General features: G+C 67.1%; 21 protein-coding genes. 12 read left to right on the forward strand and 9 right to left on the reverse strand.

Annotated features, from left to right (window positions below):
- Positions 1-118: 118 nt before the first annotated feature.
- Both dnaN and dnaA read right to left on the reverse strand, forming a co-directional pair.
- Positions 119-1,249 carry a DNA polymerase III subunit beta gene (gene dnaN / locus ACFXC1_RS26560; RefSeq protein WP_043676006.1) on the reverse strand — a complete coding sequence of 377 codons (1,131 nt, stop codon included), beginning with the start codon at positions 1,247-1,249 and terminating at the stop codon, positions 119-121.
- A 1,087-nt stretch (positions 1,250-2,336) separates the two neighbouring features.
- Positions 2,337-4,301: a chromosomal replication initiator protein DnaA gene (gene dnaA / locus ACFXC1_RS26565; RefSeq protein ID WP_381246532.1), complete on the reverse strand. Its 1,965-nt coding sequence runs from the start codon at positions 4,299-4,301 to the stop codon at positions 2,337-2,339.
- A 399-nt stretch (positions 4,302-4,700) separates the two neighbouring features.
- Here dnaA and rpmH point away from each other — a divergent pair, with 399 nt between their 5' ends.
- From rpmH to ACFXC1_RS26610, 9 genes are all read left to right on the forward strand, one after another.
- Positions 4,701-4,838, forward strand: coding sequence for a 50S ribosomal protein L34 (gene rpmH / locus ACFXC1_RS26570; protein ID WP_006381191.1), 138 nt, complete (start codon positions 4,701-4,703; stop codon positions 4,836-4,838).
- A gap of 21 nt (positions 4,839-4,859) precedes the next feature.
- Complete coding sequence (gene rnpA, locus ACFXC1_RS26575) at positions 4,860-5,231, forward strand: ribonuclease P protein component (protein WP_078532680.1); 372 nt, start codon at positions 4,860-4,862, stop codon at positions 5,229-5,231.
- The gene (yidD, locus tag ACFXC1_RS26580) at positions 5,228-5,581 is read left to right on the forward strand and encodes a membrane protein insertion efficiency factor YidD (RefSeq protein ID WP_019073355.1); all 354 of its coding nucleotides are present in this window, start codon (positions 5,228-5,230) and stop codon (positions 5,579-5,581) included. The genes rnpA and yidD overlap by 4 nt, the downstream gene beginning before the upstream one ends.
- Positions 5,582-5,584: 3 nt before the next feature.
- Positions 5,585-6,865 (forward strand): membrane protein insertase YidC, encoded by a 1,281-nt coding sequence (gene yidC / locus ACFXC1_RS26585; protein ID WP_381246537.1) that lies wholly within the window; start codon positions 5,585-5,587, stop codon positions 6,863-6,865.
- 15 nt (positions 6,866-6,880) lie between these two features.
- Positions 6,881-7,393, forward strand: coding sequence for a Jag family protein (locus tag ACFXC1_RS26590; protein WP_381246540.1), 513 nt, complete (start codon positions 6,881-6,883; stop codon positions 7,391-7,393).
- Positions 7,394-7,528: 135 nt separating this feature from the next.
- A complete protein-coding gene (gene rsmG / locus ACFXC1_RS26595) occupies positions 7,529-8,245 on the forward strand; it encodes a 16S rRNA (guanine(527)-N(7))-methyltransferase RsmG (protein ID WP_381246543.1) in 717 nt (238 codons plus the stop codon).
- A 263-nt stretch (positions 8,246-8,508) separates the two neighbouring features.
- Positions 8,509-9,582 carry a ParA family protein gene (locus ACFXC1_RS26600; protein ID WP_078532690.1) on the forward strand — a complete coding sequence of 358 codons (1,074 nt, stop codon included), beginning with the start codon at positions 8,509-8,511 and terminating at the stop codon, positions 9,580-9,582.
- Positions 9,579-10,679, forward strand: coding sequence for a ParB/RepB/Spo0J family partition protein (locus ACFXC1_RS26605; protein ID WP_381246546.1), 1,101 nt, complete (start codon positions 9,579-9,581; stop codon positions 10,677-10,679). Before ACFXC1_RS26600 ends, ACFXC1_RS26605 begins: the two co-directional genes overlap by 4 nt.
- 327 nt (positions 10,680-11,006) lie before the next feature.
- Positions 11,007-11,624, forward strand: coding sequence for a GNAT family N-acetyltransferase (locus ACFXC1_RS26610; RefSeq protein WP_019073361.1), 618 nt, complete (start codon positions 11,007-11,009; stop codon positions 11,622-11,624).
- A 71-nt stretch (positions 11,625-11,695) separates the two neighbouring features.
- Here ACFXC1_RS26610 and trxA read toward each other — a convergent pair whose 3' ends face one another.
- From trxA to sigM, 4 genes are all read right to left on the reverse strand, one after another.
- Positions 11,696-12,028: a thioredoxin gene (gene trxA, locus ACFXC1_RS26615; RefSeq protein ID WP_007383275.1), complete on the reverse strand. Its 333-nt coding sequence runs from the start codon at positions 12,026-12,028 to the stop codon at positions 11,696-11,698.
- A gap of 42 nt (positions 12,029-12,070) precedes the next feature.
- Positions 12,071-13,039 (reverse strand): thioredoxin-disulfide reductase, encoded by a 969-nt coding sequence (trxB, locus tag ACFXC1_RS26620; RefSeq protein WP_362984490.1) that lies wholly within the window; start codon positions 13,037-13,039, stop codon positions 12,071-12,073.
- 171 nt (positions 13,040-13,210) lie between these two features.
- On the reverse strand, positions 13,211-14,158 hold the full coding sequence (locus ACFXC1_RS26625) for an anti-sigma factor family protein (RefSeq protein ID WP_381246551.1): 948 nt from the start codon (positions 14,156-14,158) through the stop codon (positions 13,211-13,213).
- Complete coding sequence (gene sigM, locus ACFXC1_RS26630; protein ID WP_381246554.1) at positions 14,155-14,877, reverse strand: RNA polymerase sigma factor SigM; 723 nt, start codon at positions 14,875-14,877, stop codon at positions 14,155-14,157. Before sigM ends, ACFXC1_RS26625 begins: the two co-directional genes overlap by 4 nt.
- Before the next feature lie 247 nt (positions 14,878-15,124).
- Here sigM and ACFXC1_RS26635 point away from each other — a divergent pair, with 247 nt between their 5' ends.
- Complete coding sequence (locus ACFXC1_RS26635) at positions 15,125-15,586, forward strand: hypothetical protein (RefSeq protein WP_381246557.1); 462 nt, start codon at positions 15,125-15,127, stop codon at positions 15,584-15,586.
- A gap of 252 nt (positions 15,587-15,838) precedes the next feature.
- Positions 15,839-16,606, forward strand: coding sequence for a hypothetical protein (locus ACFXC1_RS26640; RefSeq protein WP_381246560.1), 768 nt, complete (start codon positions 15,839-15,841; stop codon positions 16,604-16,606).
- A gap of 1 nt (position 16,607) precedes the next feature.
- Here the strand turns inward: ACFXC1_RS26640 and ACFXC1_RS26645 are convergent, their stop codons facing one another.
- The 3 genes from ACFXC1_RS26645 to ACFXC1_RS26655 form a co-directional block, all read right to left on the reverse strand.
- Positions 16,608-18,320, reverse strand: coding sequence for a protein kinase family protein (locus ACFXC1_RS26645; protein ID WP_381246563.1), 1,713 nt, complete (start codon positions 18,318-18,320; stop codon positions 16,608-16,610).
- Between the two features lie 118 nt (positions 18,321-18,438).
- Positions 18,439-20,697 carry a murein biosynthesis integral membrane protein MurJ gene (gene murJ / locus ACFXC1_RS26650; protein WP_381246566.1) on the reverse strand — a complete coding sequence of 753 codons (2,259 nt, stop codon included), beginning with the start codon at positions 20,695-20,697 and terminating at the stop codon, positions 18,439-18,441.
- 46 nt (positions 20,698-20,743) lie between these two features.
- Positions 20,744-23,146 carry a DUF6049 family protein gene (locus ACFXC1_RS26655; RefSeq protein WP_381246569.1) on the reverse strand — a complete coding sequence of 801 codons (2,403 nt, stop codon included), beginning with the start codon at positions 23,144-23,146 and terminating at the stop codon, positions 20,744-20,746.
- Positions 23,147-23,404: 258 nt separating this feature from the next.
- Between ACFXC1_RS26655 and ACFXC1_RS26660 the strand changes: the two genes are divergently transcribed.
- Entirely contained in the window at positions 23,405-24,871 is a 1,467-nt protein-coding gene (locus tag ACFXC1_RS26660; RefSeq protein WP_381246572.1) for a CCA tRNA nucleotidyltransferase, read from the forward strand.
- Positions 24,872-24,991: the final 120 nt, after the last annotated feature.

Raw genomic sequence — 24,991 nt, forward strand, 5'->3', positions numbered from 1 at the left:
GCACTTGCGTACCTGTGTCCGAGCCTAAACCCGGACGGTCATGCACACCTGTGGGCATACGCGCTCAGAAGTTCCGGGCCGCGTATGCCCCGACCTGCGGTGTTCTCGTCGGTACGGATCAGCCGCTGAGGCGGACCGGCATGATCAGGTACTTGTAGGCCTCGTCCGCCTCGGCGTCCAGAGCGGGCTTGCCGCTGAGCAGCGCGGGCTTGGTCGAGGTCGTGAAGGACAGCTGGGCCACCGGGGAGTCGATGGCGCTCAGGCCGTCCAGCAGGAACGTCGGGTTGAAGGCGATCGACACGTCGTCGCCCTCGAGGTTCGCGTCGACCCGCTCCACAGCCTGTGCGTCGTCGCTGGAACCGGCCTCCAGGATCAGCACGCCCTGCTCGAAGCTCAGCCGCACCGGGGTGTTGCGCTCGGCGACCAGAGCCACGCGCTTGACGGCCTCCACGAAGGGGGCGGTCTCGATCACCGCGATGGAGTTGAACTCCGTCGGGAACAGCGAGCGGTACTTCGGAAGGTCGCCCTCCAGGAGACGGGTCGTCGTACGACGGCCTGCGCCCTCGAAGCCGATGAGGCCCTCGCCCGCGCCGGAGCCGGACAGCGCCAGGATCACGCTGTCGCCGCTCGTGAGGGCCTTGGCGGTGTCCAGGAGCGTCTTGGCGGGCACCAGGGCGACCGCGGACGCCTCCGGGTCCTCCGGCTTCCACAGGAACTCGCGGACCGCGAAGCGGTAGCGGTCGGTGGACGCCAGCGTCACCGTGTCGCCCTCGATCTCGATGCGCACACCGGTGAGGACGGGCAGCGTGTCGTCGCGCCCGGCGGCGATGGCCACCTGGGCGGCGGCCGAGGCGAACACCTCGCCGGGGACGGTGCCGGTCGCGCCCGGCATCTGCGGCAGCGCCGGGTACTCCTCCACAGGGAGTGTGTGGAGGGTGAAGCGGGAGGAGCCGCAGACCACCGTCGCCCGTACACCGTCTGTGGAAATCTCCACCGGCCGGTTGGGAAGGGCGCGGCAGATGTCGGCGAGCAGCCGACCGGAGACGAGGACCGTGCCCTCTTCCTCGACCTCCGCGTCGACCGACACGCGCGCGGAGACCTCGTAGTCGAAGCTGGACAGGCTCAGCTGCCCCTCCTCCGACTTCAGCAGGAGGCCGGCGAGGACCGGCGCCGGCGGACGGGCCGGGAGGCTGCGTGCCGCCCAGGCAACTGCCTCCGCGAGTACGTCGCGTTCCACCCGGATCTTCACTGTTGCCGCCTCCTGCTGTTGCCGGCGCTTCTCGGCCTGCCTGGCTTCGTCGTCTGTCTCGGTGTGGTCGGTCCCTGTGAGGGGAAGGACACCGGGGAACAGTCTGACGCACGGCACTGACAGTAGGTGCCTCTCGGGGTCAAGTCGTGACGAGGGGCGGTCGGGCGACGAAGCGCGAGTTGTGCACAGGCCCCGCTTCGAAACGGTTTCCCAGCTCTCTCTAGTTGCTAGTAGTAGTAGGGGCTGTGGATACCGTGGATAACCCCGTTTTCCCAGCTCAGAGCGGGAATTTTGTCCACCGGCCCTGTGGGTGACGACGGTGGACAACCTCGGGTTTCTGTGGAGAACGGAAAGTTCTGCACACCCCATGCACAGCCGAGGGCCACTTCTCCCCAGCGCCGTCCCCAGCTTTACCCACCTTTCCCACAGCCCAACCCGGCACCTTCGTGTGACGCCTTTCACTCGACACGGTGAGATCGCGCGTCGCGTTGCCGAACAGTGGACAGCGGTGTGGAGAAGCTGGGGATCGCTGGGGACAACCGGCCCTGGCCTGTGGGTTGTCGGTGGACAACTCCGTCCCCAGCCTGTGGATCACGGATTTGTCCACAGCCTGTGGAGATCTTTTGTCCACGAATCCACAAGCACCTGACCTGGACTGATGGTCTCTCACCCGAGACGCCTGTGGACACGATCTGGACAACTTCGCGGTCCCCAGGATGTGGACGGAAGAAAGTCACCAAATCTGTGGAGGGCGGCCGTAACCGGGCGGCTATTCGAACAGCGGATGGTGGACGCACAGGTTTGGATCAGCGGCGGATGCGTCCCCGATCGGCTCCCGGAGCCTCCGGAATCGCCTTCCGACGGCCCCGGAACCAGCTCCGGGCGCCCGCAGGATCGGTTCCGAGGGCCTGCGGATCGGCTGCACGCTCCTCTGCCGGATCGCCCCCGGAGGTCCGCGGTTCGGTCTCGCACGCGGGCCGGATCGCCTCCGCGTGCCTGCCCGCGCCCTGGGAGGCTCCTTCCGGCACGACGGAGGGCGCCCCGGGATCTCTCCCGGGGCGCCCTCGCTGTCGTAACTGCGCTGCTGTCAGCCGTTCTTGATGCGGTTGGTCAGTTCGGTCACCTGGTTGTAGATCGAGCGGCGCTCGGCCATCAGCGCGCGGATCTTCCGGTCGGCGTGCATGACGGTCGTATGGTCGCGGCCGCCGAACTGCGCGCCGATCTTCGGCAGGGAGAGGTCGGTCAGTTCGCGGCACACGTACATGGCGATCTGCCGGGCCGTGACCAGCTGGCGGCCGCGCGAGCTGCCGCACAGGTCCTCGACCGTGATCCCGAAGTAGTCGGCGGTGGCGCCCATGATCGCCGAGGCGGTGATCTCGGGGGTCGAGTCCTCGCCGCCCGGGATGAGGTCCTTGAGGACGATCTCGGTGAGACCGAGGTCCACCGGCTGCCGGTTGAGCGACGCGAACGCCGTCACCCGGATCAGCGCCCCCTCCAGCTCGCGGATGTTGCGCGAGATGCGGGAGGCGATGAACTCCAGGACCTCCGGCGGGGCGTTGAGCTGCTCCTGCACCGCCTTCTTACGAAGGATGGCGATACGGGTCTCCAGCTCGGGCGGCTGGACGTCGGTGATCAGACCCCACTCGAAACGGTTCCGCAGCCGGTCCTCCAGCGTGACCAGCTGCTTCGGCGGCCGGTCGCTGGAGAGCACGATCTGTTTGTTGGCGTTGTGGAGCGTGTTGAAGGTGTGGAAGAACTCCTCCTGCGTCGACTCCTTGTCCGCGAGGAACTGGATGTCGTCGACAAGAAGGATGTCCATCTCGCGGTACCGCTTGCGGAAGCTGTCGCCCTTGCCGTCGCGGATCGAGTTGATGAACTCGTTGGTGAACTCCTCCGAGCTCACGTACCGCACACGCGTGCCGGGGTACAGGCTCCGCGCGTAGTGCCCGATCGCGTGCAGCAGGTGCGTCTTGCCGAGCCCCGACTCCCCGTAGATGAAAAGGGGGTTGTACGCCTTCGCGGGCGCCTCGGCGACGGCGACCGCGGCGGCGTGCGCGAAGCGGTTCGAGGCGCCGATGACAAACGTGTCGAAGAGGTACTTCGGGTTCAGCCGCGCGGTCGGCTCACCGGGACCGGCCGCCGGCGCGGGCTTCGAGCCCAGCGGGCCGGGCGACCCCGGACCGCCGCGGTGCACATGGCCGGAGTTCGACGACGAGCGCGAGTCGGACAGATCGCGGCGCGCGTCGCGCTGGTTGTACTCCGCGCGGGACTTCTCGTACTCGGCCCGCGACTGCTCGTACTCCGCGCGCTGCTGCTCGTAAGACGGACGCTCCATCGACTGCGGGCGGTAGTCCTGCCCCGGCGGGGCGTACTGGTCCTGCTGCGGCTTGTACGAGTCCTGGGGCGGAGCTCCGTACTGATCCTTCGACGGAGCCCCGTACTGGTCCGAGGACGGCGCACCGTACTGATCCTGTGCGGGCGGCGCGTACTGGTCCTGGGACGGTGACGCGTACGGATCGCGCTCGGGGAAGCCGAGCCGCTGCTGCTGCCAGCCGTAGTCGTCCTGCGACGGGCGCGGCCAGGCGCCGGGCTCGGGCCGCTGGTACTCCGACGGGTAGGCGGGGCGGGCGGTGGGCAGCTGGTCGCCGGGGCCGCCCGGGAGCGGCTCGGCGCGATGACGGCCGTAGCCGCCCTCGTAGGGGTCCCGGTTCTGCTCGGGTTCCTCGTAGCGGCGCTGGGGCGGGGCGGGGGGCGTCGGCGGGCCCGGGGGCTCGCCCGCGGAGTCGTCGACGGTGATCGCGATACGGATCGGCCGGCCGCACTCGCGGCTCAGGGTCTCGCTGACGATCGGTGCGAGGCGGCCTTCGAGCACGCCCTTCGCAAATTCGTTCGGTACGGCGAGCAGGGCGGTGTCTGCGACGAGTGCCAGGGGCTGGCAGCGCCGGATCCAGTGCTCGTCCTTGGTCTCGACACCCTGCCCACGCCCCTCACCGAGAAGTTGCTCCAGCACTCGTGGCCACACTGCGGCAAGATCGGCAGGTACGTCAGCCACAGGGCACGCTCTCTAACGGGTCCCACGAACGTGTGGTTCGCGGACGGGACGGGATGTGAATCGGGTGGGACGCAGGGGAAAAAGGTGTCGGGGCGGGGGACAAAGGAACGAATCAGAGTCCAGCCACGGTAGTCAGGGCGACGGGTGCGGTTCAAGTTGTTGTCCCCAGCCTGTGGATAGTGTCTCGCTGTGACCGCTGGTTTGACCGGATGGCGTAGCCCCGCGTACCGTGACCAGGTCGAGTTGTCGATGGCTGCTGCCGCCTGCCTCCGATGGGCACAGATCGCATGTGGGTGATCGGTCAGCGGTGCACTCGGGCGTTACTGCGAGCTACTCGTGGGCGCACGGTGACAGCCAGGACGGCACCCGCAACCACCGATTTATTTCTGGAGCCCCCTCGTGAGCAAGCGCACCTTCCAGCCGAACAACCGTCGTCGGGCCAAGACCCACGGCTTCCGCCTGCGGATGCGTACCCGTGCCGGTCGCGCGATTCTCGCGAACCGTCGTGGCAAGGGTCGCGCCAGCCTGTCCGCCTGATCCCGATCAGGTCATGACGTCGTGCTGCCTACCGAGCATCGGCTGAGGCGGCGCGAAGACTTCGCGACCGCGGTACGACGGGGTCGCCGGGCCGGCCGCCCGCTTCTCGTCGTCCACTTTCGTAGCGGTGCCACGGACCCGCACGCGCCAGGGGAGAGCGCTCCCCCGACGCGTGCGGGTTTCGTCGTCAGCAAGGCAGTGGGCGGCGCCGTGGTGCGCAACAAAGTGAAGCGCAGACTTCGCCATCTGATGCGTGAGCGAGTCGCCCTGTTTCCCCCCGGTAGCCTGGTAGTCGTACGAGCGCTGCCCGGAGCGGGCGACGCCGACCATGCACAGCTGGCCCAAGACCTGGATGCCGCCGTTCAGCGGCTGCTGGGAGGGGGCGCGCGATGAAGTACCCACTACTGGCACTGATCAAGCTGTACCAGTGGACGATCAGTCCTTTGCTCGGGCCGGTGTGCAAGTACTACCCGTCGTGCTCCCACTACGGCTATACGGCCATCGACCGGCACGGCGCGATCAAGGGCACCGCGCTCACGGCCTGGCGCATCCTGCGGTGCAATCCGTGGTCGCTCGGCGGTGTGGACCATGTCCCGCCGCGCAAGCGACCAAGGTGGCACGAGATGCTGCGGGGCGCACGGCGCGCAGACAAGGGCGGGACCTCCGCCGCCGAAACGGCCACTGAAGGGCTGAGTCCTTCGAGCCCGGCCGCAGAGACACCGTCCCATGCCCAAGGAGCATGATTAGTGGACACGATTGCCAGTCTTTTCAGCTTCATCACGACACCCGTTTCCTGGGTCATCGTCCAGTTCCACTCGGTGTACGGGAAGGTCTTCGGTCCTGACACGGGCTGGGCCTGGGGCCTGTCCATCGTGTCCCTGGTGATCCTGATCCGCATCTGCCTGATCCCGCTCTTCGTGAAGCAGATCAAGGCGACCCGGGCCATGCAGACCCTGCAGCCCGAGATGAAGAAGATCCAGGAACGCTACAAGAACGACAAGCAGCGTCAGTCCGAAGAGATGATGAAGCTGTACAAGGAGTCGGGTACCAACCCGCTCTCCTCGTGCCTTCCCATCCTGGCGCAGTCCCCGTTCTTCTTCGCCCTGTACCACGTGCTCAACGGCATCGCGACGGGCAAGACGATCGGCGTCATCAACGACTCGCTGCTCGCCAGCGCTCGTCAGGCGCACATCTTCGGCGCCCCGCTCGCCGCGAAGTTCACGGACGGCAGCAGCAAGGTCGCGGCGCTCGGCGCCACGCTGACCGACGTCCGGGTCGTCACCGCGATCATGATCGTGATGATGTCGGCGTCGCAGTTCTACACGCAGCGCCAGCTGATGACGAAGAACGTCGACACCACGGTGAAGACCCCGTTCATGCAGCAGCAGAAGATGCTGATGTACGTCTTCCCGGTCATGTTCGCCATCTTCGGCATCAACTTCCCCGTCGGTGTCCTCGTCTACTGGCTGACCACCAACGTGTGGACCATGGGCCAGCAGATGTACGTCATCCGCAACAACCCGACCCCGGGTTCCAAGGCCCAGGCCGCCTACCTGGAGCGCCTGACCAAGCACGTCACGCACCACGAGAAGACCCGCAGCCGGGGCGAGAAGGCCATCGTCAAGGCGATCGTCTCCAAGGGCCGTGACCGCAACGAGTTCGAGCGCAAGTTCATCAACAGCCTCACCAAGGTGGGCCTCGTGGCCCAGGCCGACGGGACTGTGGTGAAGGGCGAGGCAGCGGTGGAGTCCGAGGACGGCACGCCGACCACGGCCGCCCCCAAGCGCCAGCAGCCCAAGCGGCAGACCAAGTCCCAGCGCCAGTCCACCGCCGCGAGGGCGGCCGACGACACGGCAGACGACGCCGAGCCGAAGACCTCGCTGAGCAAGTCGGACGAACCCGAGGACGCCAAGCCCGCCACCGCTGCCAAGAAGGCCGCCCCGAAGCCCGCCGGCGGTACCCGCAGCAAGGCCCAGTCCGGACAGCGCAAGGGTCCGCAGCGGCCCAAGTCCCCGTCCAAGAAGTAAGAAGGAGTCCATCCCGTGACGGAAGGCACCACCTCCGCCGCTGCCGAGGGTGCAGACACCCTGTCCCGCCTGGAGCAGGAGGGCGAGATCGCGGCGGACTACCTTGAGGGTCTGCTCGACATCGCCGATCTCGACGGCGACATCGACATGGATGTCGAGGCCGACCGCGCCGCTGTGTCGATCATCAGCGACAGCGGCGGCCGCGATCTGCAGAAGCTCGTCGGCCGTGACGGTGAGGTGCTGGAAGCACTCCAGGAGCTCACCCGCCTGGCCGTCCACCGGGAGACCGGGGACCGCAGCCGGCTGATGCTGGACATCGCCGGCTACCGCGCCAAGAAGCGCACCGAGCTCTCCGAGCTGGGCGCCAAGACCGCGGCCGATGTGAAGAACACCGGTGAGCCGGTGAAGCTGAACCCGATGACCCCGTTCGAGCGCAAGGTCGTGCACGACGCCGTCAAGGCCGCGGGACTGCGCAGCGAGTCGGAGGGCGAGGAGCCGCAGCGCTTCGTCGTCGTGCTTCCCGCCTGATCGGTCCCCACGTTCCACCGGCCCCGTCTGTTGAGCAGACGGGGCCGAACTTTGTCAGCCTGATAGTCCTGTAGTTCTGGTGGTCCTGATGGTCAGCGCCCCATGCGCTTTTGCGGTACGGAAGGACGGTCCCCCGTGACGGAGGCAGCGGAGCTTCCCCCTGCGCCCGAGGTGGCGCGCGAGGTGTTCGGCGATCGCTTCGAGGATGCGGTCCGATACGCCGAGCTGCTCGCCGACGCGGGTGTGCAGCGTGGTCTCATCGGCCCACGTGAGGTGCCCCGGCTGTGGGAACGGCACATCCTGAACTGTGCGGTGCTCTCGGAGGTCGTGCCGGAGAGCGTGACCGTCTGCGACGTCGGTTCGGGGGCCGGCCTGCCGGGCATTCCTCTGGCGCTCGTCCGGGAGGACCTGAAGATCACGCTGTTGGAGCCCCTGCTGCGGCGGACCAACTTCCTCGCCGAGGTCGTCGAGCTGCTGGGCCTGGACCATGTGACCGTCGTGCGCGGGCGGGCCGAAGAGGTCATGGGCAAGTTGCAGCCCGTCCATGTGGTGACGGCCCGGGCCGTGGCACCGCTGGACCGGTTGGCCACCTGGGGCATCCCGTTGCTGCGTCCCTACGGAGAGATGCTCGCCCTCAAGGGCGACACCGCCGAGGAAGAGCTCAAGGCGGCGGCAACGGCCCTGAGCAAGCTCGGTGCCGTGGAGACGTCCATCCTGCATGTGGGCGAGGGCATCGTGGATCCACTCTCGACGGTCGTACGGGTCGAGGTCGGGGAGAGTCCCGGTGGTGTCCGCTTCGCCGCCAAACGTGCCAAGGCGGCGCGCACAGGACGGACGCGCCGTCGTCGCTGATCCGTCCTGACGACGAGACTTACTCCACACAAGCTGCCTAACCTACGCATGCCGGAGTGTCGCGGACAGTTCGGCCTCGGCTGCTGTGCATCGTGTTTCACGTGAAACGTCGCTCACTGCTCCACGGCATCATCAGCCGCAGCCGCGCGGCCGAACCCCGCGATCGGAAGCCTCTCGGATCACTCGGAGAGGGCACGGAGTTGTCCACAGAGGTGGAATTCTCCACAGAACAACAGGCCTCACTGGTTCACGACCCTGAAGACATGGGAGGCTCTGTTCATTGCGAGCCTGAAGTCGAGGAGAGTGAATCCTTGCGGTCCGACGCCAACATCGCGGGACCGATGACCGATCCGGTCCCCGGTCCCCGTACCGAGTCGATGGGGGAGGATGTTTCACGTGAAACACCGCCCCCTATGGACGACACTCCCATCGGTCGTGCTGCCCAACTGGCTGTGGAAGCCCTAGGTCGTGCGGGCGAGGGCCTGCCGCGACCAGAGCAGACCCGAATCATGGTTGTCGCCAACCAGAAGGGCGGGGTGGGCAAGACGACGACGACCGTCAATCTTGCCGCTTCGCTGGCACTGCACGGTGCCCGTGTTCTGGTGGTCGACCTCGACCCCCAGGGCAATGCCTCCACGGCACTGGGGATCGATCATCACGCGGAAGTCCCTTCCATCTATGACGTGTTGGTCGACAGCAGGCCTCTCTCCGAGGTTGTTCAGCCGGTTCCCGATGTCGAGGGTCTCTTCTGTGCCCCTGCCACGATCGATCTCGCCGGTGCGGAGATCGAGCTGGTGTCCCTGGTGGCGAGAGAGAGCAGACTGCAGCGGGCGATCCAGGCCTACGAGCAGCCGCTGGACTACATCCTCATCGACTGTCCGCCCTCGCTCGGCCTGCTGACGGTCAATGCGCTGGTCGCCGGTGCGGAGGTCCTCATCCCGATCCAGTGCGAGTACTACGCGCTGGAGGGCCTCGGACAACTGCTCCGCAATGTCGACCTGGTCCGGGGCCACCTCAACCCCAACCTGCACGTGTCGACCATCCTGCTCACCATGTACGACGGCCGGACGCGTCTCGCGTCGCAGGTCGCGGACGAGGTGCGCAGCCACTTCGGCGACGAGGTGCTGCGGACGAGCATTCCCCGCTCGGTCCGTATCTCCGAGGCGCCGAGTTATGGGCAGACGGTACTGACCTACGATCCCGGATCGAGCGGTGCCCTCTCCTACTTTGAGGCAGCAAGGGAAATCGCACTGAAGGGTGTGGGCGTCAGCTACGACGCGCCACATGCGCACATCGGCGCGCAGAGCGACCAGAGCATGGTGGAGGGCATCCAGTGAGCGAGCGACGGAGGGGTTTGGGCCGTGGGCTCGGCGCACTGATCCCCGCAGCCCCGACCGGGGAGAAGACGGTGGCTCCGGCCGCCATGGGAGGTGGCACCGCGTCCGCGTCCCCCACGGCCGTTCCGGTCATCACCGGCGATCGAGGGGTGGCCGCGGCGAAAGTCACCACCTTGCCGCCGGCGTCCTATGACACGGAGGAGCCGTCGTACGGCGCCGTGGAGACGTTCGCGCCTCCCATCGGTGCCCACTTCGCCGAGCTGCCTCTCGACTCCATCACGCCGAACTCGCGCCAGCCGCGTGAGGTGTTCGACGAGGACGCGCTCCAGGAGCTCGTCACCTCCATCAAGGAGGTCGGCCTTCTCCAGCCCGTCGTCGTACGGCAGATCGCCCCGACGCGCTATGAGCTCATCATGGGCGAGCGGCGCTGGCGGGCCTGCCGTGAGGCGGGACTTGAGGCGATCCCGGCGATCGTCCGGGCTACGGACGACGACAAGCTTCTCCTGGACGCCCTCCTGGAGAACCTGCACCGCGCCCAACTGAACCCGCTCGAAGAGGCGGCTGCCTACGACCAGTTGCTCAAGGACTTCAACTGCACGCACGATCAGCTGGCGGACCGTATCGGGCGCTCCCGCCCGCAGGTCTCCAACACCCTGCGTCTGCTGAAGCTCTCGCCGTCGGTCCAGCGCCGGGTCGCGGCCGGAGTGCTCTCCGCCGGCCATGCTCGGGCGCTGCTCTCCGTTGACGACTCGGAGGAGCAGGACCGGCTGGCTCACCGGATCGTGGCGGAGGGGCTCTCGGTGCGGGCGGTCGAGGAGATCGTGACCCTGATGGGTTCGCGGCCCCAGACCGCTCAGCGCTCCAAGGGACCGCGGGCCGGCGCCCTGGTCTCCCCGGCGCTGTCAGACCTCGCCAGTCGCCTCTCGGATCGCTTCGAGACCCGGGTGAAGGTCGACCTGGGGCAGAAAAAGGGCAAGATCACTGTCGAGTTCGCCTCGATGGAGGACCTTGAGCGGATCCTTGGCTCGCTGGCCCCGGGTGAGGGGCCGGTCCTGCAGCGGAGCCTGCTGGACGACGACTCGGAGGACGAGGCCTGAGCCGTCCGCCCACGGCATGGGTTTCATTCGTCCCATCTGCAAAAGCGGGCAGTGTCCGGTGTGTACCGGAACACGGCCCGCTCTTTGCTTTCTGTCGGTATCGATGCAATCGCATCATGGATACGATGCGTTCGGGTATGGCGCATCCACCTGGCAGCACCTCTTAGGGGAGGCAGGGGCCATGCGAACGGTGAGCCGCACCGGACTGGTGAGCGCGGGTCTGGGCCTGGGAGCGGTCGGCGGGTTCGTCGGCAGTCTGCTCAGGGAACGCAGCGCTCTGACAGCCGCCCGCGACGCTGCGGGCGAAGGAAGCGAGGATCAGCCTTCATGGGGCGTCGGCTCGTACCGCTCACGTTGGACAACCTCCCGGACATTCCCCAGCGTTGCCGGTCGTGCGTCTTCTGGGAGCTGGACCCCGTCAGCGGCCAGGCCGCGGTAAGAGCGGGCACGACAGCCCTGGAGAAGGAAGCCTGGATCTCCGCCGTCCTACTGGACTGGGGCTCCTGCGGGCGGGTCGTCTACGTCGATGACGTGCCCGTGGGCTTCGTCCTCTACGCGCCCCCCGCCTACGTCCCCCGGTCAACGGCGTTTCCCACGAGCCCCGTCTCACCGGACGCCGTACAGCTGATGACGGCGTTCATCATGCCGGGCTACCAGGGACAGGGGCTGGGCCGGGTCATGGTCCAGACGGTCGCCAAGGATCTGCTGCGGCGGGGCTTCAAGGCGATCGAGGCCTTCGGTGACACCCGCTGGAAAGAGCCTTCCTGCGTACTGCCCGCCGACCATCTGCTCGCCGTGGGCTTCAAGACGGTCCGCCCGCACCCCGCTCATCCACGACTGCGGCTGGAGCTGCGTACAACGCTCTCCTGGAAGGAAGACGTGGAGCTGGCGCTCGACCGGCTGTTGGGGGCCGTACAGAAGGAACCAGCGCTGCGACCGCTCTAGGAGCCAGGAACAGCTCCAAAGCAAATGGGCCGACTCCGGGGAGTCGGCCCATTCATGTTTCACGTGAAACATTACTCGGCGATGAAGTCCTCAAGGTCGCGGACGATCGCGGCCTTCGGCTTGGCACCGACGATGGTCTTGGCGACCTCGCCACCCTGGTAGACGTTCAGGGTCGGGATGGACATCACGCCGTACTTGGCGGCCGTACCCGGGTTCTCGTCGATGTTGAGCTTGACGATCTCGATCTTGTCGCCGTACTCGGCGGCGATGGCTTCGAGGGACGGAGCGATCTGACGGCACGGACCGCACCAGGCGGCCCAGAAGTCCACGAGGACGGGCTTGTCGCTCTTGAGGACGTCCTGCTCGAAGGAATCGTCGGTCACATTCTTCAGAGTGCCGGCCACGGCGGGCTCCTTAACTTGATCGTGCGGTGGGGCGGATGGGGGTCAGACGGTGGTCTTCGCGGGCTCTGCCTTCTCCTCGTCCGCGAGGGCGGAGAGGAAACGCTCGGCGTCGAGAGCCGCGGAGCAGCCGGTGCCGGCGGCGGTGATCGCCTGGCGGTAGGTGTGGTCGACGACGTCACCGGCGCCGAAGACACCGGTCAGGTTGGTTCGGGTCGAGGGAGCCTCGACCTTCAGGTAGCCCTCGCCGTCCAGGTCCAGCTGGCCCTTGAAGAGCTCCGTGCGGGGGTCGTGCCCGATCGCGATGAACAGACCCGTGACCGCGAGGTCCGAGAGCTCCCCGGTCTTCAGGTTGCGTAGCTTGAGGCCGGCCAGCTTCGGGTCGCCCTCGATCTCGGCGACCTCGCTGTCCCAGACGAACTTGATCTTCGGGTCGGCGAAGGCGCGCTCCTGCATCGCCTTGGAGGCACGCAGGCTGTCCCGGCGGTGGACGATGGTCACGGACTTGGCGAAGCGGGAGAGGAAGGTCGCCTCCTCCATCGCCGTGTCGCCACCACCGATGACGGCGATGTCCTGGTCCTTGAAGAAGAACCCGTCACACGTGGCGCACCAGGAGACACCCCGGCCGGAGAGCGCGTCCTCGTTCGGCAGGCCCAGCTTGCGGTGCTGTGAGCCTGTGGTGACGATGACGGCCTTCGCCTTGTGCACGGTGCCCGAGGTGTCCGTGACGGTCTTGATCTCACCGGTCAGGTCGACGGAGACCACGTCGTCCGGGATCAGCTCGGCACCGAACCGCTCGGCCTGGGCGCGCATGTTGTCCATGAGCTCGGGGCCCATGATGCCGTCCTGGAAGCCCGGGAAGTTCTCGACCTCGGTGGTGTTCATCAGCGCGCCACCAGCGGTGACGGCGCCCTCGAACACCAGCGGCTTCAGCGACGCGCGCGCGGTGTAGAGCGCCGCCGTGTAGCCGGCGGGCCCGGAGCCGATGATGATCACGTTTCGGACGTCGCTCACGGCTTGGTTCCTCGTCTCTGGACTGCGTCAGTACGACCGGTGGGAGCCCCTGTCAGAGCCTCCACCCCACCCAACGGATCCTACGGGGCCCGCATTCCCGGTGTGTCCGGGCACACGGAGACGGCACACGGGAGGGAAGTACCACACTGGCCGGCGATGAGACGTCCGAAGTCAGGAACGCGGGTACGACTCGGTCAGAAGGACCTTGCCAGGGGTGGATGTCTGAGGGCTGACACAGCCCGCGTCGACGATGTATGCCGTGACCCGGGTGCTGTCGGAAGCATCGGGCAGCACCACGAGATACGCGGCGTTCCCGTTGTAGGTGCCCTTCTTGGCGCCGAGGACATCTTCGTTGCCACGGTTGATGCCCTGCCTGATGCAGTTCGGGATGGTGCCGGAAGGCTGGATCAGGGTTTGGGGGGTCTTGGTGGAGGACTTCGTACCGTCCCCCGGCACAGTCGCGGCGTTCCAGGACCCTCCACTGTCGGCGCCCCGACTCGTGGCGGTTTTAGTGGAGAGGAGATCCGCGACCTCGCTCTCCAGCTTCCCCTTGGAGAAAGTGTCCGCGGCGCTGGTCGGGTTCCCATGCGCTGTGTCCGACGTCTTGTGGTCGCCCAGCGACTGGAGGAACAGCGAGCCGGCTCCGAGAACGGCCGCGGTGAACACGGCTCCCAGGACGATCCTCCCGCGACGGCCGCCGCGACTCCGGTCCTTGCGTCCGGGACCGGTCGCCGCATGCGCACGTCCTGACGGGCGGTCTGCCGGAGTCGATGTTTCACGTGAAACATGCGTCGCGGTGTCCTCGCCGGACACGGATCGGGCCGCGCTCACCAAGGTGGGCGCGGCCAAAGTCTCGGGGGTGGTGGCACCCAGCAGGGCCTCCGCGGCGAGGGCCGCGTCGATACGGCCCGCGATCTCGGCGGGCATCCTCGGCGGGCCGGGCAGTGTGCCCAGCAGTCCCCGGATTTCCTCCAGCGAGTCGAAGACATCCGCACAGAGCTCGCACTCGTCCAGATGCTGTCGTACCTCAGTCGTCCTGGACGGCGGGAGGAGCCCCTCGGTGAGGTCGGAGATCTCCGCGACATCCGGGTGCCCGGCCGTGTCTGTCGTGGATGTCACGCTCGCCCACCTCCGCCCTTCACAGCAGCTGAATCGCTCGGCCCTGCATCCTTGGGACCCGACGATTCGCGTGGTCCCGCTGCCGGTGGGACGGATGTCCCCTGCGCCCGGTTCCGTCGTGCGTCCGGTTCCTCGTCATCAGCAGCTCTTTCCGGCCGCAGATGGGTGAGAAGCGGAAGCAGTCTGGCTCTTCCGCGAGCACAGCGGCTCTTCACCGTGCCCGTCGGCACATCGAGCATGCGGGCGGCCTCGGCAACCGGGTAGCCCTGCATGTCCACGAGGACGAGGGCGGCGCGCTGGTCGGGCGGGAGGGTACCCAGGGCTTCCAGCAGTTGGCGGTGCAGGTCGTTGCGCTCCGCCGGGGCGGCCGCCGACTCGTGCGGTTCCAGGAGCTGTTCGAGGCGTTCGGTGTCGTCGACCGGAGATGTCTTCCTGGAGGCGGCCTTGCGGGCGCGGTCCAGGCAGGCGTTCACGGTGATGCGGTGCAGCCACGTCGTGACGGCCGACTGGCCGCGGAAGGTGTGGGCGGCCCGGTAGGCGGAGACCAGGGCGTCCTGGACCGCGTCAGCGGCCTCCTCGCGGTCGCCCAGCGTGCGGAGGGCCACGGCCCAGAGACGGTCCCGGTGGCGCCGTACGAGCTCACCGAAGGCGTCCGGGTCGCCTTCGACGTGACGGGCCAGGAGTTCGTCATCGGGAACACCGTCGAGGTTGAGTGGCAAACATCCTCACCTCCTTCCGCTTGGCGAATATACCGTATAAGAGTTTTGGGTGAATGTAAACGAGAGAATTCAGTGACTTGACTTCAAGGAAAGGGGTGGAGTATTTGCGTGTACCCGTTTTGGGGTGATATGTGAAAATTTGCATTCACTGTGGGTGTTGCTGGCAAAGGATTGCTAAAGGGTGACTCCTTATTTATCATGGACATGAAAACAAGTCGGCGCAGTGTCAACAATGAAACGAGTGTGTATGCGCAAGAAGACTGCACTGGTGGTTCTGGGGGCTGCGATCGCGGGAGTACTGGGTCTCGCTCCTACCGCGCAGGCTTCCACTTCCTGTACGTCTCCTAACGCGGACGACAAGGTCTGTCTCTTCCAGAATGCTCCGGCGACGGACGGCGGTGTGGTGCGGATCGACGTCTATTCACGACCGTCCTGGGTCCCGCTGCAGTACGACAACTCAAGTCACTATCTCTATGCCGGCGACGGTGTTCTGACGAATGTCAGTGCGGCGATCAACTGGGACCTCAACAGCCGGGTGGCGTTCTACTACAACTCGAACTACTACGGCCCGTGTTTCACTGTTGCCGCAGGTGGTCAGATCGGCAGTTTCGCGCGCATCGTTTTGACAAATGGGCGCAGTGCGAATGACAACATGAACTCGCACCACTTCAACCGAACCTGCGGCACTGTGTACAACTTCGGATACTGAAGTCTCTGAGAACATGTCGCGCCGCTCGGGGTTTCGATCGGACTGCCCCGGGCGGCGCGTTCTTTGGATGACGCATATTCCGAGAATGGGAACCACGTGACGAGAAAATCAATCGCCTGGGCCTGGGTGTCCATCGCTTGCCTGTCCTTGGCGGCTTGCTCATATCATTCGAATCAGGCCGATGAAGAAGACACTGCCACCCCTACTGCGGCCGGTTCGGTACATGGTGAAGACGCGGTGGAATATAAGCCCGTGCGGAAGAAGACTGACATCGTCCTCCCCATGGACGCGTACATCGAGTCTCCGAAGCAAGCACACATAAACGACTCGGCTGTGGCGCGTCTCGCCGCAGACTGCATGGCAGGGCTGGGCTACGAGTGGCCCTACGAGGAAAGCCCCATCGATTCGTCGCAGGCCATGAACGGGGGAAGATACGGAGTTATCGACACCTCTACGGCGCGGAAGTGGGGGTATCACCCCCCGGAGTCTCCGGATGATTCTGAATCGGGCAATGCAGGAGACGAAGCCAAGCAGTCATCTGCTGAGATAGAAGCCTATACCGGAAGATCCGCCAAGACGGGAAAGACCCTCAAAGGCGGAACGGGGGGCTGCGCAGGCAGAGCGCGCTCTCAAATATTCGGCAAGGACGGCCTCAAGCCGACTCTTCAGTATCTGCTTTCGTATCACGAGAATTCCTTCGTCGTGGCCGGCCGAGACGCTGAGGTTCGCAGAGCCATGAGCGACTGGAGCACATGCATGAAGGGATTTGGCCATGACTACAAAGACATGTGGGAGGTGAACAACGATCCCCAATGGCAGAGTGCGAAGCCGACCGCCGAAGAGAAGCGTATAGCCGAGGAAGACGTGACCTGTAAGCAGCGGAGCGAGGTGTTGTCCACTCTACTGCATATCGAGACAAGCCTGCAGAAAAGCTACATCGCGGATCACGGTAAACAGTTCACGGAGATTCTCAAGTACAAAAATTCCGTCGACCGGCGTTCCCGACAGGTCTTGTCGTGACTCAGGACCCGGTGAGACCAATCTCCGAAATGCCGCCTCGGAATAGTTCTGTGGAGCCGTCCGTAGGCAGTTCAGTGATGTGGATCAGTACGTATCGTGTGCGCAAGGGAGTCTTCAGTGATCCCTTTATCTCTTTGCTCGACGTCGTCAACGGCGTGAGACGCTGGGAGAAGTCGGACAGCTCTGAGGGGGATGATCCCCCACTGGGTGCCGCGAGTACTTCGACAGTCTGTCCACTTCGATACATGGTGATATCGAAGCCCCTTACCGTCTTGACGCTCCCGAGGTCCACGATGATGCCGCTGCCGTCTTTCCGATTCGGCAGGTTGCCGAAATTCGGATAACCCTTGTACTGCGGGGTGATCCAAGAAGTGCTCGTTTTCCCGTCGATGGCAAGCGAGACTTCGTCTTCCTTTATGCCTGACCCACTCGGTGCGAATTCGGTCGCGCCATCGATCTTGAGCGGGACGCTCTTGGCGGGCTGCTTCTTGTCAGTGCCCTCGTGAGTGCCCTCGGTGGGGCTGCTGTTGTCGCTGTTGCCCTGGTCCATGAGCGCGTCCGCGAGCTGCCAGCTGCCCAGGCCCAGCGCGGCGATCAGCAGCGCGGACACGGCCCACTTGAGTGCCTTGCCGGTGCGGCTCTGCAGCGGGGGCGGCGGGGCCGGCACCGCCTGGGTGGCCCCGGGACGCGGCGAGGGACGGCCGTACGTGCCCTGTTGGTAGGTCGTGCGCTGGTATTCGGGAGGTGCGGTGAACGTGGGCTCCGGCGGGCGGATGCGGGGCATCTCGCCGATCGCCTTCACCAACTCCTCCGGAGTGGTGCACGCCGCCTCGTGCCGGGAGGCCGTGGCACCGTCGTTGGCGAGCGCGCGCATGGCGAGCTCCGAGAGGCCTCGGTGGACGCCTGCGCGCACCTGGTCGGGGGCGATGAGACCGACGCCCTTGGGCAGCCCGGACAGGCCGTAGGCGTCGCTCTCGTACGGCCAGCGCTGGGTGAGCGCGGCGTACAGCAGGGCGCCGATCGCCTCGGTGTCCGTGCGCTGCGGGGTGTCCGAACTGATGCCGCGCAGCGCGGCGTTGACGGCCAGGCCGCGGATGCGCCACTGGCCGGACGAGGTGCGCAGCACCGCGTTCGGGTTCAGGCGCAGATGGGCGAGGCCCTCGCGGTGGGCGGCGGCCATCGCGGAGGCGATCTGACTGACCATCTGGTAGGCGTCGTGCGCCTCCAGCGGGGCCGGCGCCAGAAGCGCCGTCAGTTCCGTGGCGTCGGGCAGCCATTCGTGCACGACGTAGACGAGGTCGTTCTCCTCCACGGCGTCCAGGACCTGGACGAAGCGGGGATCGCCCAGCAGCGCCGAGGAACGGGCCGCGGCCAGTACCGAGCGGGCTCGCGCATGGTCCGCGGGCAGGATGTGCACACCGACGGCACGGCGGAGCTTCTCGTCCACCGCGCGCCAACTGCTGAAGCCGTCCAGACGGGTGACGCACTCTTCGAGGCGATAGCGTCTGGCGAGCTTGTGCCCGCTGTGCAGTTCGGGAGGTGAGGCCTTCCCGGTTTCCTCGATCCCGCCGCTCCCCTGTGCCTGGTCGCTGTCCGTGTCCCGCTCCGGGTTCTGGGCCACCCCGTCGGCCGTGGACTGGTCCGCCTTGGCGGTCAGCGGCTTGTCGCCGCTGTTGTCTGCCACGTCGACGGCAGCCGTGCTCCGTTCCGCCACCGCCGCTCCTGCCTCCCCATCCGTTGCACGCTGTCCGACGCCGAAACCAATTGTGCCCACAGTCTGCCGCTATGCACGACACACGGCGGCGGACGATGGTTGTGCGTGTGCCCCCGGCTCAGCGCCCCAAGCGCCCGCGCACCATGCCCACGAGGGAGTTGAGCTCCTCGATGCGCATGCGGCGGGCCGCGATGTAGAAGACTCCGAGCAGTACGGCACCGCCCACCAGCAGCGCGGCGAACGAGCCGACGACACCCTGGCCGAGCGTATGCCCGATCCCGTAGCAGGCCGCACCACTGAGCAGTGCGGCCGGCACCGAGGCGATGCAGAGCCGAGCGTACGTCCGCAGCACCCGAGCGCCGTCCAGATCGCCGTTGAGCCGCTTGCGCAGCCGGTTCCAGGCGACGCCGACGCCGATCGCGTAGGCGAGGCCGTACGAGGCCGCCATGCCGACCACGGCCCAGCGGGCCGGGAGCACGAAGTAGCAGACCGCCGAGGCGCCCGCGTTGACCGCGGCCACGATGACGGTGTTGTAGAAGGGCGTCCGGGTGTCCTCGTAGGCGTAGAAGGCACGCAGGACGACGTACTGCACCGAGTACGGGATCAGGCCGAGGGCGAAGGCCATCAGCATGAAGCCCATGTTCGTGGCGGAACCGGTGCCCGAGGAGCCGAAGATCAGGGTGCACATCGGGATACCCAGGGCGAGGAGCCCGAAGGCGATGGGCACGATCGCGACGGCGGTCGTACGCAGGCCCTGGGAGATGTCGTCGCGAACGGCTCCGCTGTCGCCCTCGGCGGCCGAGCGCGAGATGCGGGGCAGCAGGGCGGCCATGAGGGACACCGTGATGATGGCCTGCGGCAGACCCCAGATCAGTTGGGCGTTGGCGTAGGCGGCAAAGCCTGTGCCCAGGACGCCGGAGTCCTTGCCGGAGGCGGTGGACAACTGGGTGACGACCATGGCGCCCGCCTGGTTGGCGAGGACGAAGAGGACAGTCCACTTGGCGAGCATCGCGGCCTTGCCGAGGCCGTGGCCCTTCCAGTCGAAGCGCAGGCGCAGGCGGAATCCCGTCTCCCGCAGGTACGGGATCATCGCCAGGGCCTGCACGACGAGCCCGAGGAGAACTCCGATTCCCAGGAGTCGTTGGCCCTCCGCCGGGATGTTCCCGGCGGTCATGCCGGAGCTGCCGGCGGTGCCGTAGACCCAGATGAACATGCCCAGCGTCACGATGATGACGATGTTGTTCAGGACCGGGGTCCACATCATCGCGCCGAACCTGCCGCGGGCGTTGAGGATCTGGCCCATCACCACGTGGATGCCCATGAAGAAGATCGAGGGCAGGAAGTAGCGGGTGAAGGTGACGGCGACTTCGCTCGCGGCGGGGTCGTTGGCGACCGATGTCGAGAGCATGCGCACCAGGAGTGGTGCCGCGAACATCGCGAGGGCGGTGAGGCCGCCGAGGGCCACCACGACGAGGGTCAGCAGGCGGTTGGCGAAGGCCTCGCCGCCGTCCTCGTCGTCTTTCATGGCGCGCACCAACTGGGGCACGAAGACCGAGTTGAGGCCACCGCCGACAGTCAGGATGTAGATCATGGTCGGCAACTGGTAGGCGACCTGGAAAGAGTCACCGAGCTGGCCGAGGCCCAACGCCGAGACGATCAGCGCCGACCGTACGAAGCCCGTCAGGCGGGAGACCATCGTGCCCGCCGCCATGACGGCACTCGACTTCAACAGCCCCGTGGCCCGGCCGCCCTTCGCGGAAGAGGGGGCCGCCGCGGGCGCCGGCGCCGTCGGGGTGAGCTGCATCGTGGCGTCGGACATCGGTGCCGGGGTCGGCGCGAGGGGTGCCTGGCCCGACGGCGGTGCCGGGGACGGGCCGGGGACCCCGGGGGGATCCATCGACGGGCGTCCGCCGCCCTGGCCCTGATCCCGGAAGAGGTGAGCGAAGGCGTCCGGCTCCTGGTAGTTCTCGCCGGCCCCGGTCACCAGGTCGTCGACGCCGACGAACTGGGTCGTGCGGGCGTCGTCGCCGTAGGGCAGGTACTGGGTCGGCCCCTCGGGCTCGGGCGCCGGGGTCTGCGCCCACACGCGGGGGTCGGGGGCGTACGGGGACTGGGCAGGCGGGGCGTAGAGCGGGGGCTGCGGCTGGTACGTGCCCGGAGGCGGCGGGGGGTGTGCGGCGCGGTCGTAGAGCGCCTCGGCGACCGGGTCCTGGGCGGAGAGGTCCTGCGCCCGGTAGGGGTCCTGGTCGTAGGCGTCCTGGAGGTACATGTCCGCGGGGGGCTGCGGCGGCACCTGGCCGTGTTCGGGCGGCGGGCCCTCGGGGTGGCCCGAGCTGCCCGCGCCCTGACCGCGGTCACCGTCGTACGGCGCGTTCATGGTTACCCCACCTCATCGTCCCCGGGCCCACCGGCCACGACATCGCTCAACGGTCCACTCTCTCACCCGTGCCGGACGGGTCGGCGCTTTCCGGTGCGGTGTCCGGTGTCGGGTCACTCGGGTGCTCCGGGTCGTCTGCCCGGGACGGAGTGCCGGACTCCTCCTGGAGACGGTCCTGCGGGCCCTCGGGGTGCTCCGGGCCCTCCGGCGCTTCGCCGGCCGCGTCGTCGGGCCCGTCGGGCCCCTCCTCCTCGGCCTGGCGGGCGGCGGCGCGCTTGCGGTGGGTGTACATCCGGAAGCCGGCCAGGACGAGCAGCAGGACACCGCCGCCGATGACCAGCATCACCGTGGCGGTGACCTCGGTGACCTTCACGTCGAAGTTGACGGCCTGCCCATACTCCTGGCCGTCCTCCGTGTACAGCTGGGCGACCACGCCGACCTTGCCGTTGGCGTTGGCCGTCGTGGTGAACTTCACCGACTGGCTGTGCCCGCCGTTGACCGTGACCTGCTGCTCCGTGTAGGCCTTGCCGCCGATCTTGAGGCGCGTGGGGTTCGTCGAGGTGAGGCGCAGGATCAGGTGGTCGACGCCCTGCACCAGGTTGTTCTGCACGGTTACGGGGATCGTGGCGCTGCGGCCCGAGAGCTTGGTCTCGGACTTGTCGATCAGTTTGACCTGGTCGATGAGGTCGTCGAGATAACCCAGCACGCCCTGGCGGAAGTTCGCCGCCTCACCCGCCTGTCCCCGCCACGACGTGGACATCTCACGGTTCATGGCCCGCCCGAAGGGGGTCACCACGCGGGCCTCGTTGCTGAGGATCACCTGGAAGCTGTCGAGCTTGTCCTGAGTGGTCGCGATCTCCTCGAAGGCCGACTTCGGCAGCTCCTGCTTCCGCAGCGAGGAGGGGTACCTGGAGGACGACGGGATCTTCGTGGTGGCACCCGGGTCCGGCTTGGCCTTGGCCGCCGCGGTGAGATCCTGCGACTCGGTCCAGGTGCTGCCCTGGAGGGCCGTCAGGGCCTCGGCCATCGCCTGGGCCTGGCTCGCGGTGGGCATGCGCTGCGGGGCGACCACGATGCTGCGCTGCTTGTCCGTCTGCAGGTCCAGCGCCAGGCTCTGGGCCAGGAACCGCTGCTCGGCGAGCGTGGCGGCCCCGGCCTTCGTCAGGTCGCCCTCGAACGCCGTCGAGAGGCGCGCGTCGGCGACCACCGCCGTCGTACCGCCACCGATGGGGCGGGCCGCGGAGGGCGTGTAAGACAGGCCGCCGGTCTCCTGGAGGCTGTCGCTGCGGGCGATCACCTTGTCGGCGCCGGCCGAGGTCGCGACCTTGATGATCGACGGGTCCACGGCGCCGCTCACCGGCCATGCGAAGTCGGTGGTCGGTGTCACGTGGAGCACCGTTTCCACGGTGGTCGCGGCCACGTCCGTGGCGTCCTTGAGGTGGCTCAGCGAGCCGGTGACGCTGGTGCCGTTGTGGGCGAGCGACGCCAGGTCCGGGTCGGCGAAGGGGAGGGCGACGACCTCCTTGTCCGTCACCGCCGACTGCAGTTCGGCCAGCCACGCCTTGGCGACCGCCTGGTGGGTGCCTGTCGTGGTGGTGTCGCCGTCGCCCTGGATCTTGTAGCTGCGGGTCATCGCGTCGACGGAGGCCAGCAGGTCCGGATCGATCACCCAGGTGACATCGAGGTCCTTGCCCAGGGAGAGCATCTGCTCGAGCCGGCCGCCCGGGGCGATCTCCTTGGCGAGGTCGTCGTTGAGGAAGACCGGCGTCTGCTGTTCGTTGGAACCCGTCTGGGCCGTCATGTGGACGGAGGAGACGAGGGGCCACAGATACGTCGTCTTCGTCCTCGTGTCCGCCTCGTCGGGCTGCCACGGAAGGAACGTCCGCTGAATGCCCAGCACCTGGTCCCACGGCTGGGCGGAGGTCTGGCCGGAGAGTGAGACACCGAGCGGGTAGACGCCGTCGTCGCCGAGGTCCAGCTTGTCGACCGGCACGGAGAGCGTGAAGGGCTCGGCGACGCCCGGAGTGAGCTTGGAGAACTTCTGCGTGTACTTGTCGTCGATCTCCGAGCCGTCGACACCCTGGACGTAGCCGGTGCGCTCGGCGACGCTGTCGATCGCCGAGCGGGTGCTCAGAGCCTGTCCCAGGCGCAGGCCCACATGAGCGTCGGTGACCGCCTGCTTGCCGTTGTTCGTCACCGTCCCGGAGACGGTCAGGGTGTCGCCGTCCGTGGGGATGCCGGGGGTGAGCGTGTCCACGGAGACGGACACCGTCTGCGAGCCGGAGGCGGCTTGCAGAGAAGTCTGCTCGGCAGCGCCGGCGGGCGCGGCGACGGAGATCTGGAGGAGGCCGGCCAGCAGAGGCGCCCCGGCGAGCAGTGCGCCGGTGCGCCGCAGCCACCGGCGGGCAGGTGAGGGACACGTCCCCTGGAAGTCTGCCGCCTCGGCCACGCGCTCGCCCGTCCCTCGTCGTCGTCAGTGGTCGTCGCAATGTGCGTCCACGCATGGTAACGATGCGCGCTGAGGGGAAGTGCCGCGGACTGCTCCACAAGATCGCAGATCGATATCGGTGCGTCCTGTATATGCGCGTATAAAGAGGAATGCTCCGGTACATCGCAAGGGCTGCCCTTGCACCGATATACGGGGACGTGTCCGTGGACGTTTAATGGAGGCGCCCGGGGTCGCCCGGGCCACGTACCCTTTTCTGTTGTGCCGAACGCCAACGAAGACAACCCCAGTGCCCTGAGCCAGGTGCAGCATCGCGCGGTGAGCGAACTGCTGCGGGTGGCTCCCGTCGCCGACGAACTCGCCCGCCGCTTCCAGGAGGCCGGGTTCTCCCTCGCCCTGGTCGGCGGGTCGGTCCGCGACGCGCTGCTCGGCCGGCTCGGCAATGACCTGGACTTCACGACGGACGCGCGGCCCGAGGACGTACTGAAGATCGTCCGGCCGTGGGCGGACGCCGTCTGGGAGGTCGGGATCGCCTTCGGCACGGTGGGCGTGCAGAAGGACGCCCGCGTCGGCGGTGTCGACCGGAGCTTCCAGATCGAGGTGACCACCTACCGGTCGGAGGCCTACGACCGGACCTCGCGCAAGCCCGAGGTGTCGTACGGCGACTCCATCGAGGAGGACCTCGTCCGGCGTGACTTCACGGTGAACGCGATGGCTGTCGCCCTCCCGGAGAAGGAGTTCGTCGACCCGTACGGCGGTCTCGGTGACCTCGCGGCCCGGGTGCTGCGTACCCCGGGTACTCCCGAGGCGTCCTTCTCGGACGATCCCCTGCGGATGATGCGGGCGGCACGCTTCGCCGCGCAGCTCGACTTCGAGGTCGCTCCCGAGGTCGTCACGGCGATGAAGGAGATGTCCGGGCGGATCGAGATCGTCTCGGCCGAGCGGGTGCGGGACGAGCTGAACAAGCTGATCCTCTCCGCACACCCCCGCAAGGGCCTGGCGCTGCTCGTCGACACCGGTCTCGCCGACCATGTCCTGCCCGAGCTGCCCGCCCTGCGCCTGGAGAGCGACGAGCACCACCGGCACAAGGACGTCTACGAACACACGCTGATCGTGCTGGAGCAGGCGATCGAACTGGAGGAGAACGGTCCCGACCTGACTCTCCGGCTGGCCGCACTGCTGCACGACATCGGCAAGCCGCGCACTCGCCGCTTCGAGAACGACGGCCGGGTATCCTTCCACCACCACGAGGTGGTCGGCGCGAAGATGACCAAGAAGCGCATGCTGGCGCTCAAGTACTCCAACGAGCTGGTGAAGGACGTCTCGCGGCTCGTCGAACTCCACCTGCGTTTCCACGGCTACGGCACCGGCGAGTGGACCGACTCGGCGGTGCGGCGCTATGTCCGTGACGCCGGCCCGCTCCTGGACCGGCTCCACAAGCTGACCCGCTCGGACTGCACCACGCGGAACAAGCGCAGGGCCGCCGCGTTGTCCCGCGCTTATGACGGGCTGGAAGAACGCATCGCTCAGCTTCAGGAGCAGGAGGAGCTGGACTCGATCCGTCCCGACCTCGACGGCAACCAGATCATGGAGATCCTGGGCGTCACGCCGGGGCCAGTCATCGGCCGGGCCTACAAGTTTCTGCTGGAACTGCGGCTGGAGAACGGGCCGATGGAGCATGAGGCGGCGGTGGCCGCACTCAAGGAGTGGTGGGCCTCGGAGAGCTGAGGTTGTGGAACGGGGGGATGTTTGAAGTGTAAAAATAAACCCCCCACCAACAAGGGGGTGGGATATAAAAAAAAAAAGCAGGCGACCGAAAAATAAGTGTTTATAAAGGGGGTGGGCGGA

Source organism: Streptomyces hokutonensis (genome assembly GCF_042751305.1).
In the GTDB taxonomy this organism is placed as follows: domain Bacteria; phylum Actinomycetota; class Actinomycetes; order Streptomycetales; family Streptomycetaceae; genus Streptomyces; species Streptomyces hokutonensis_A.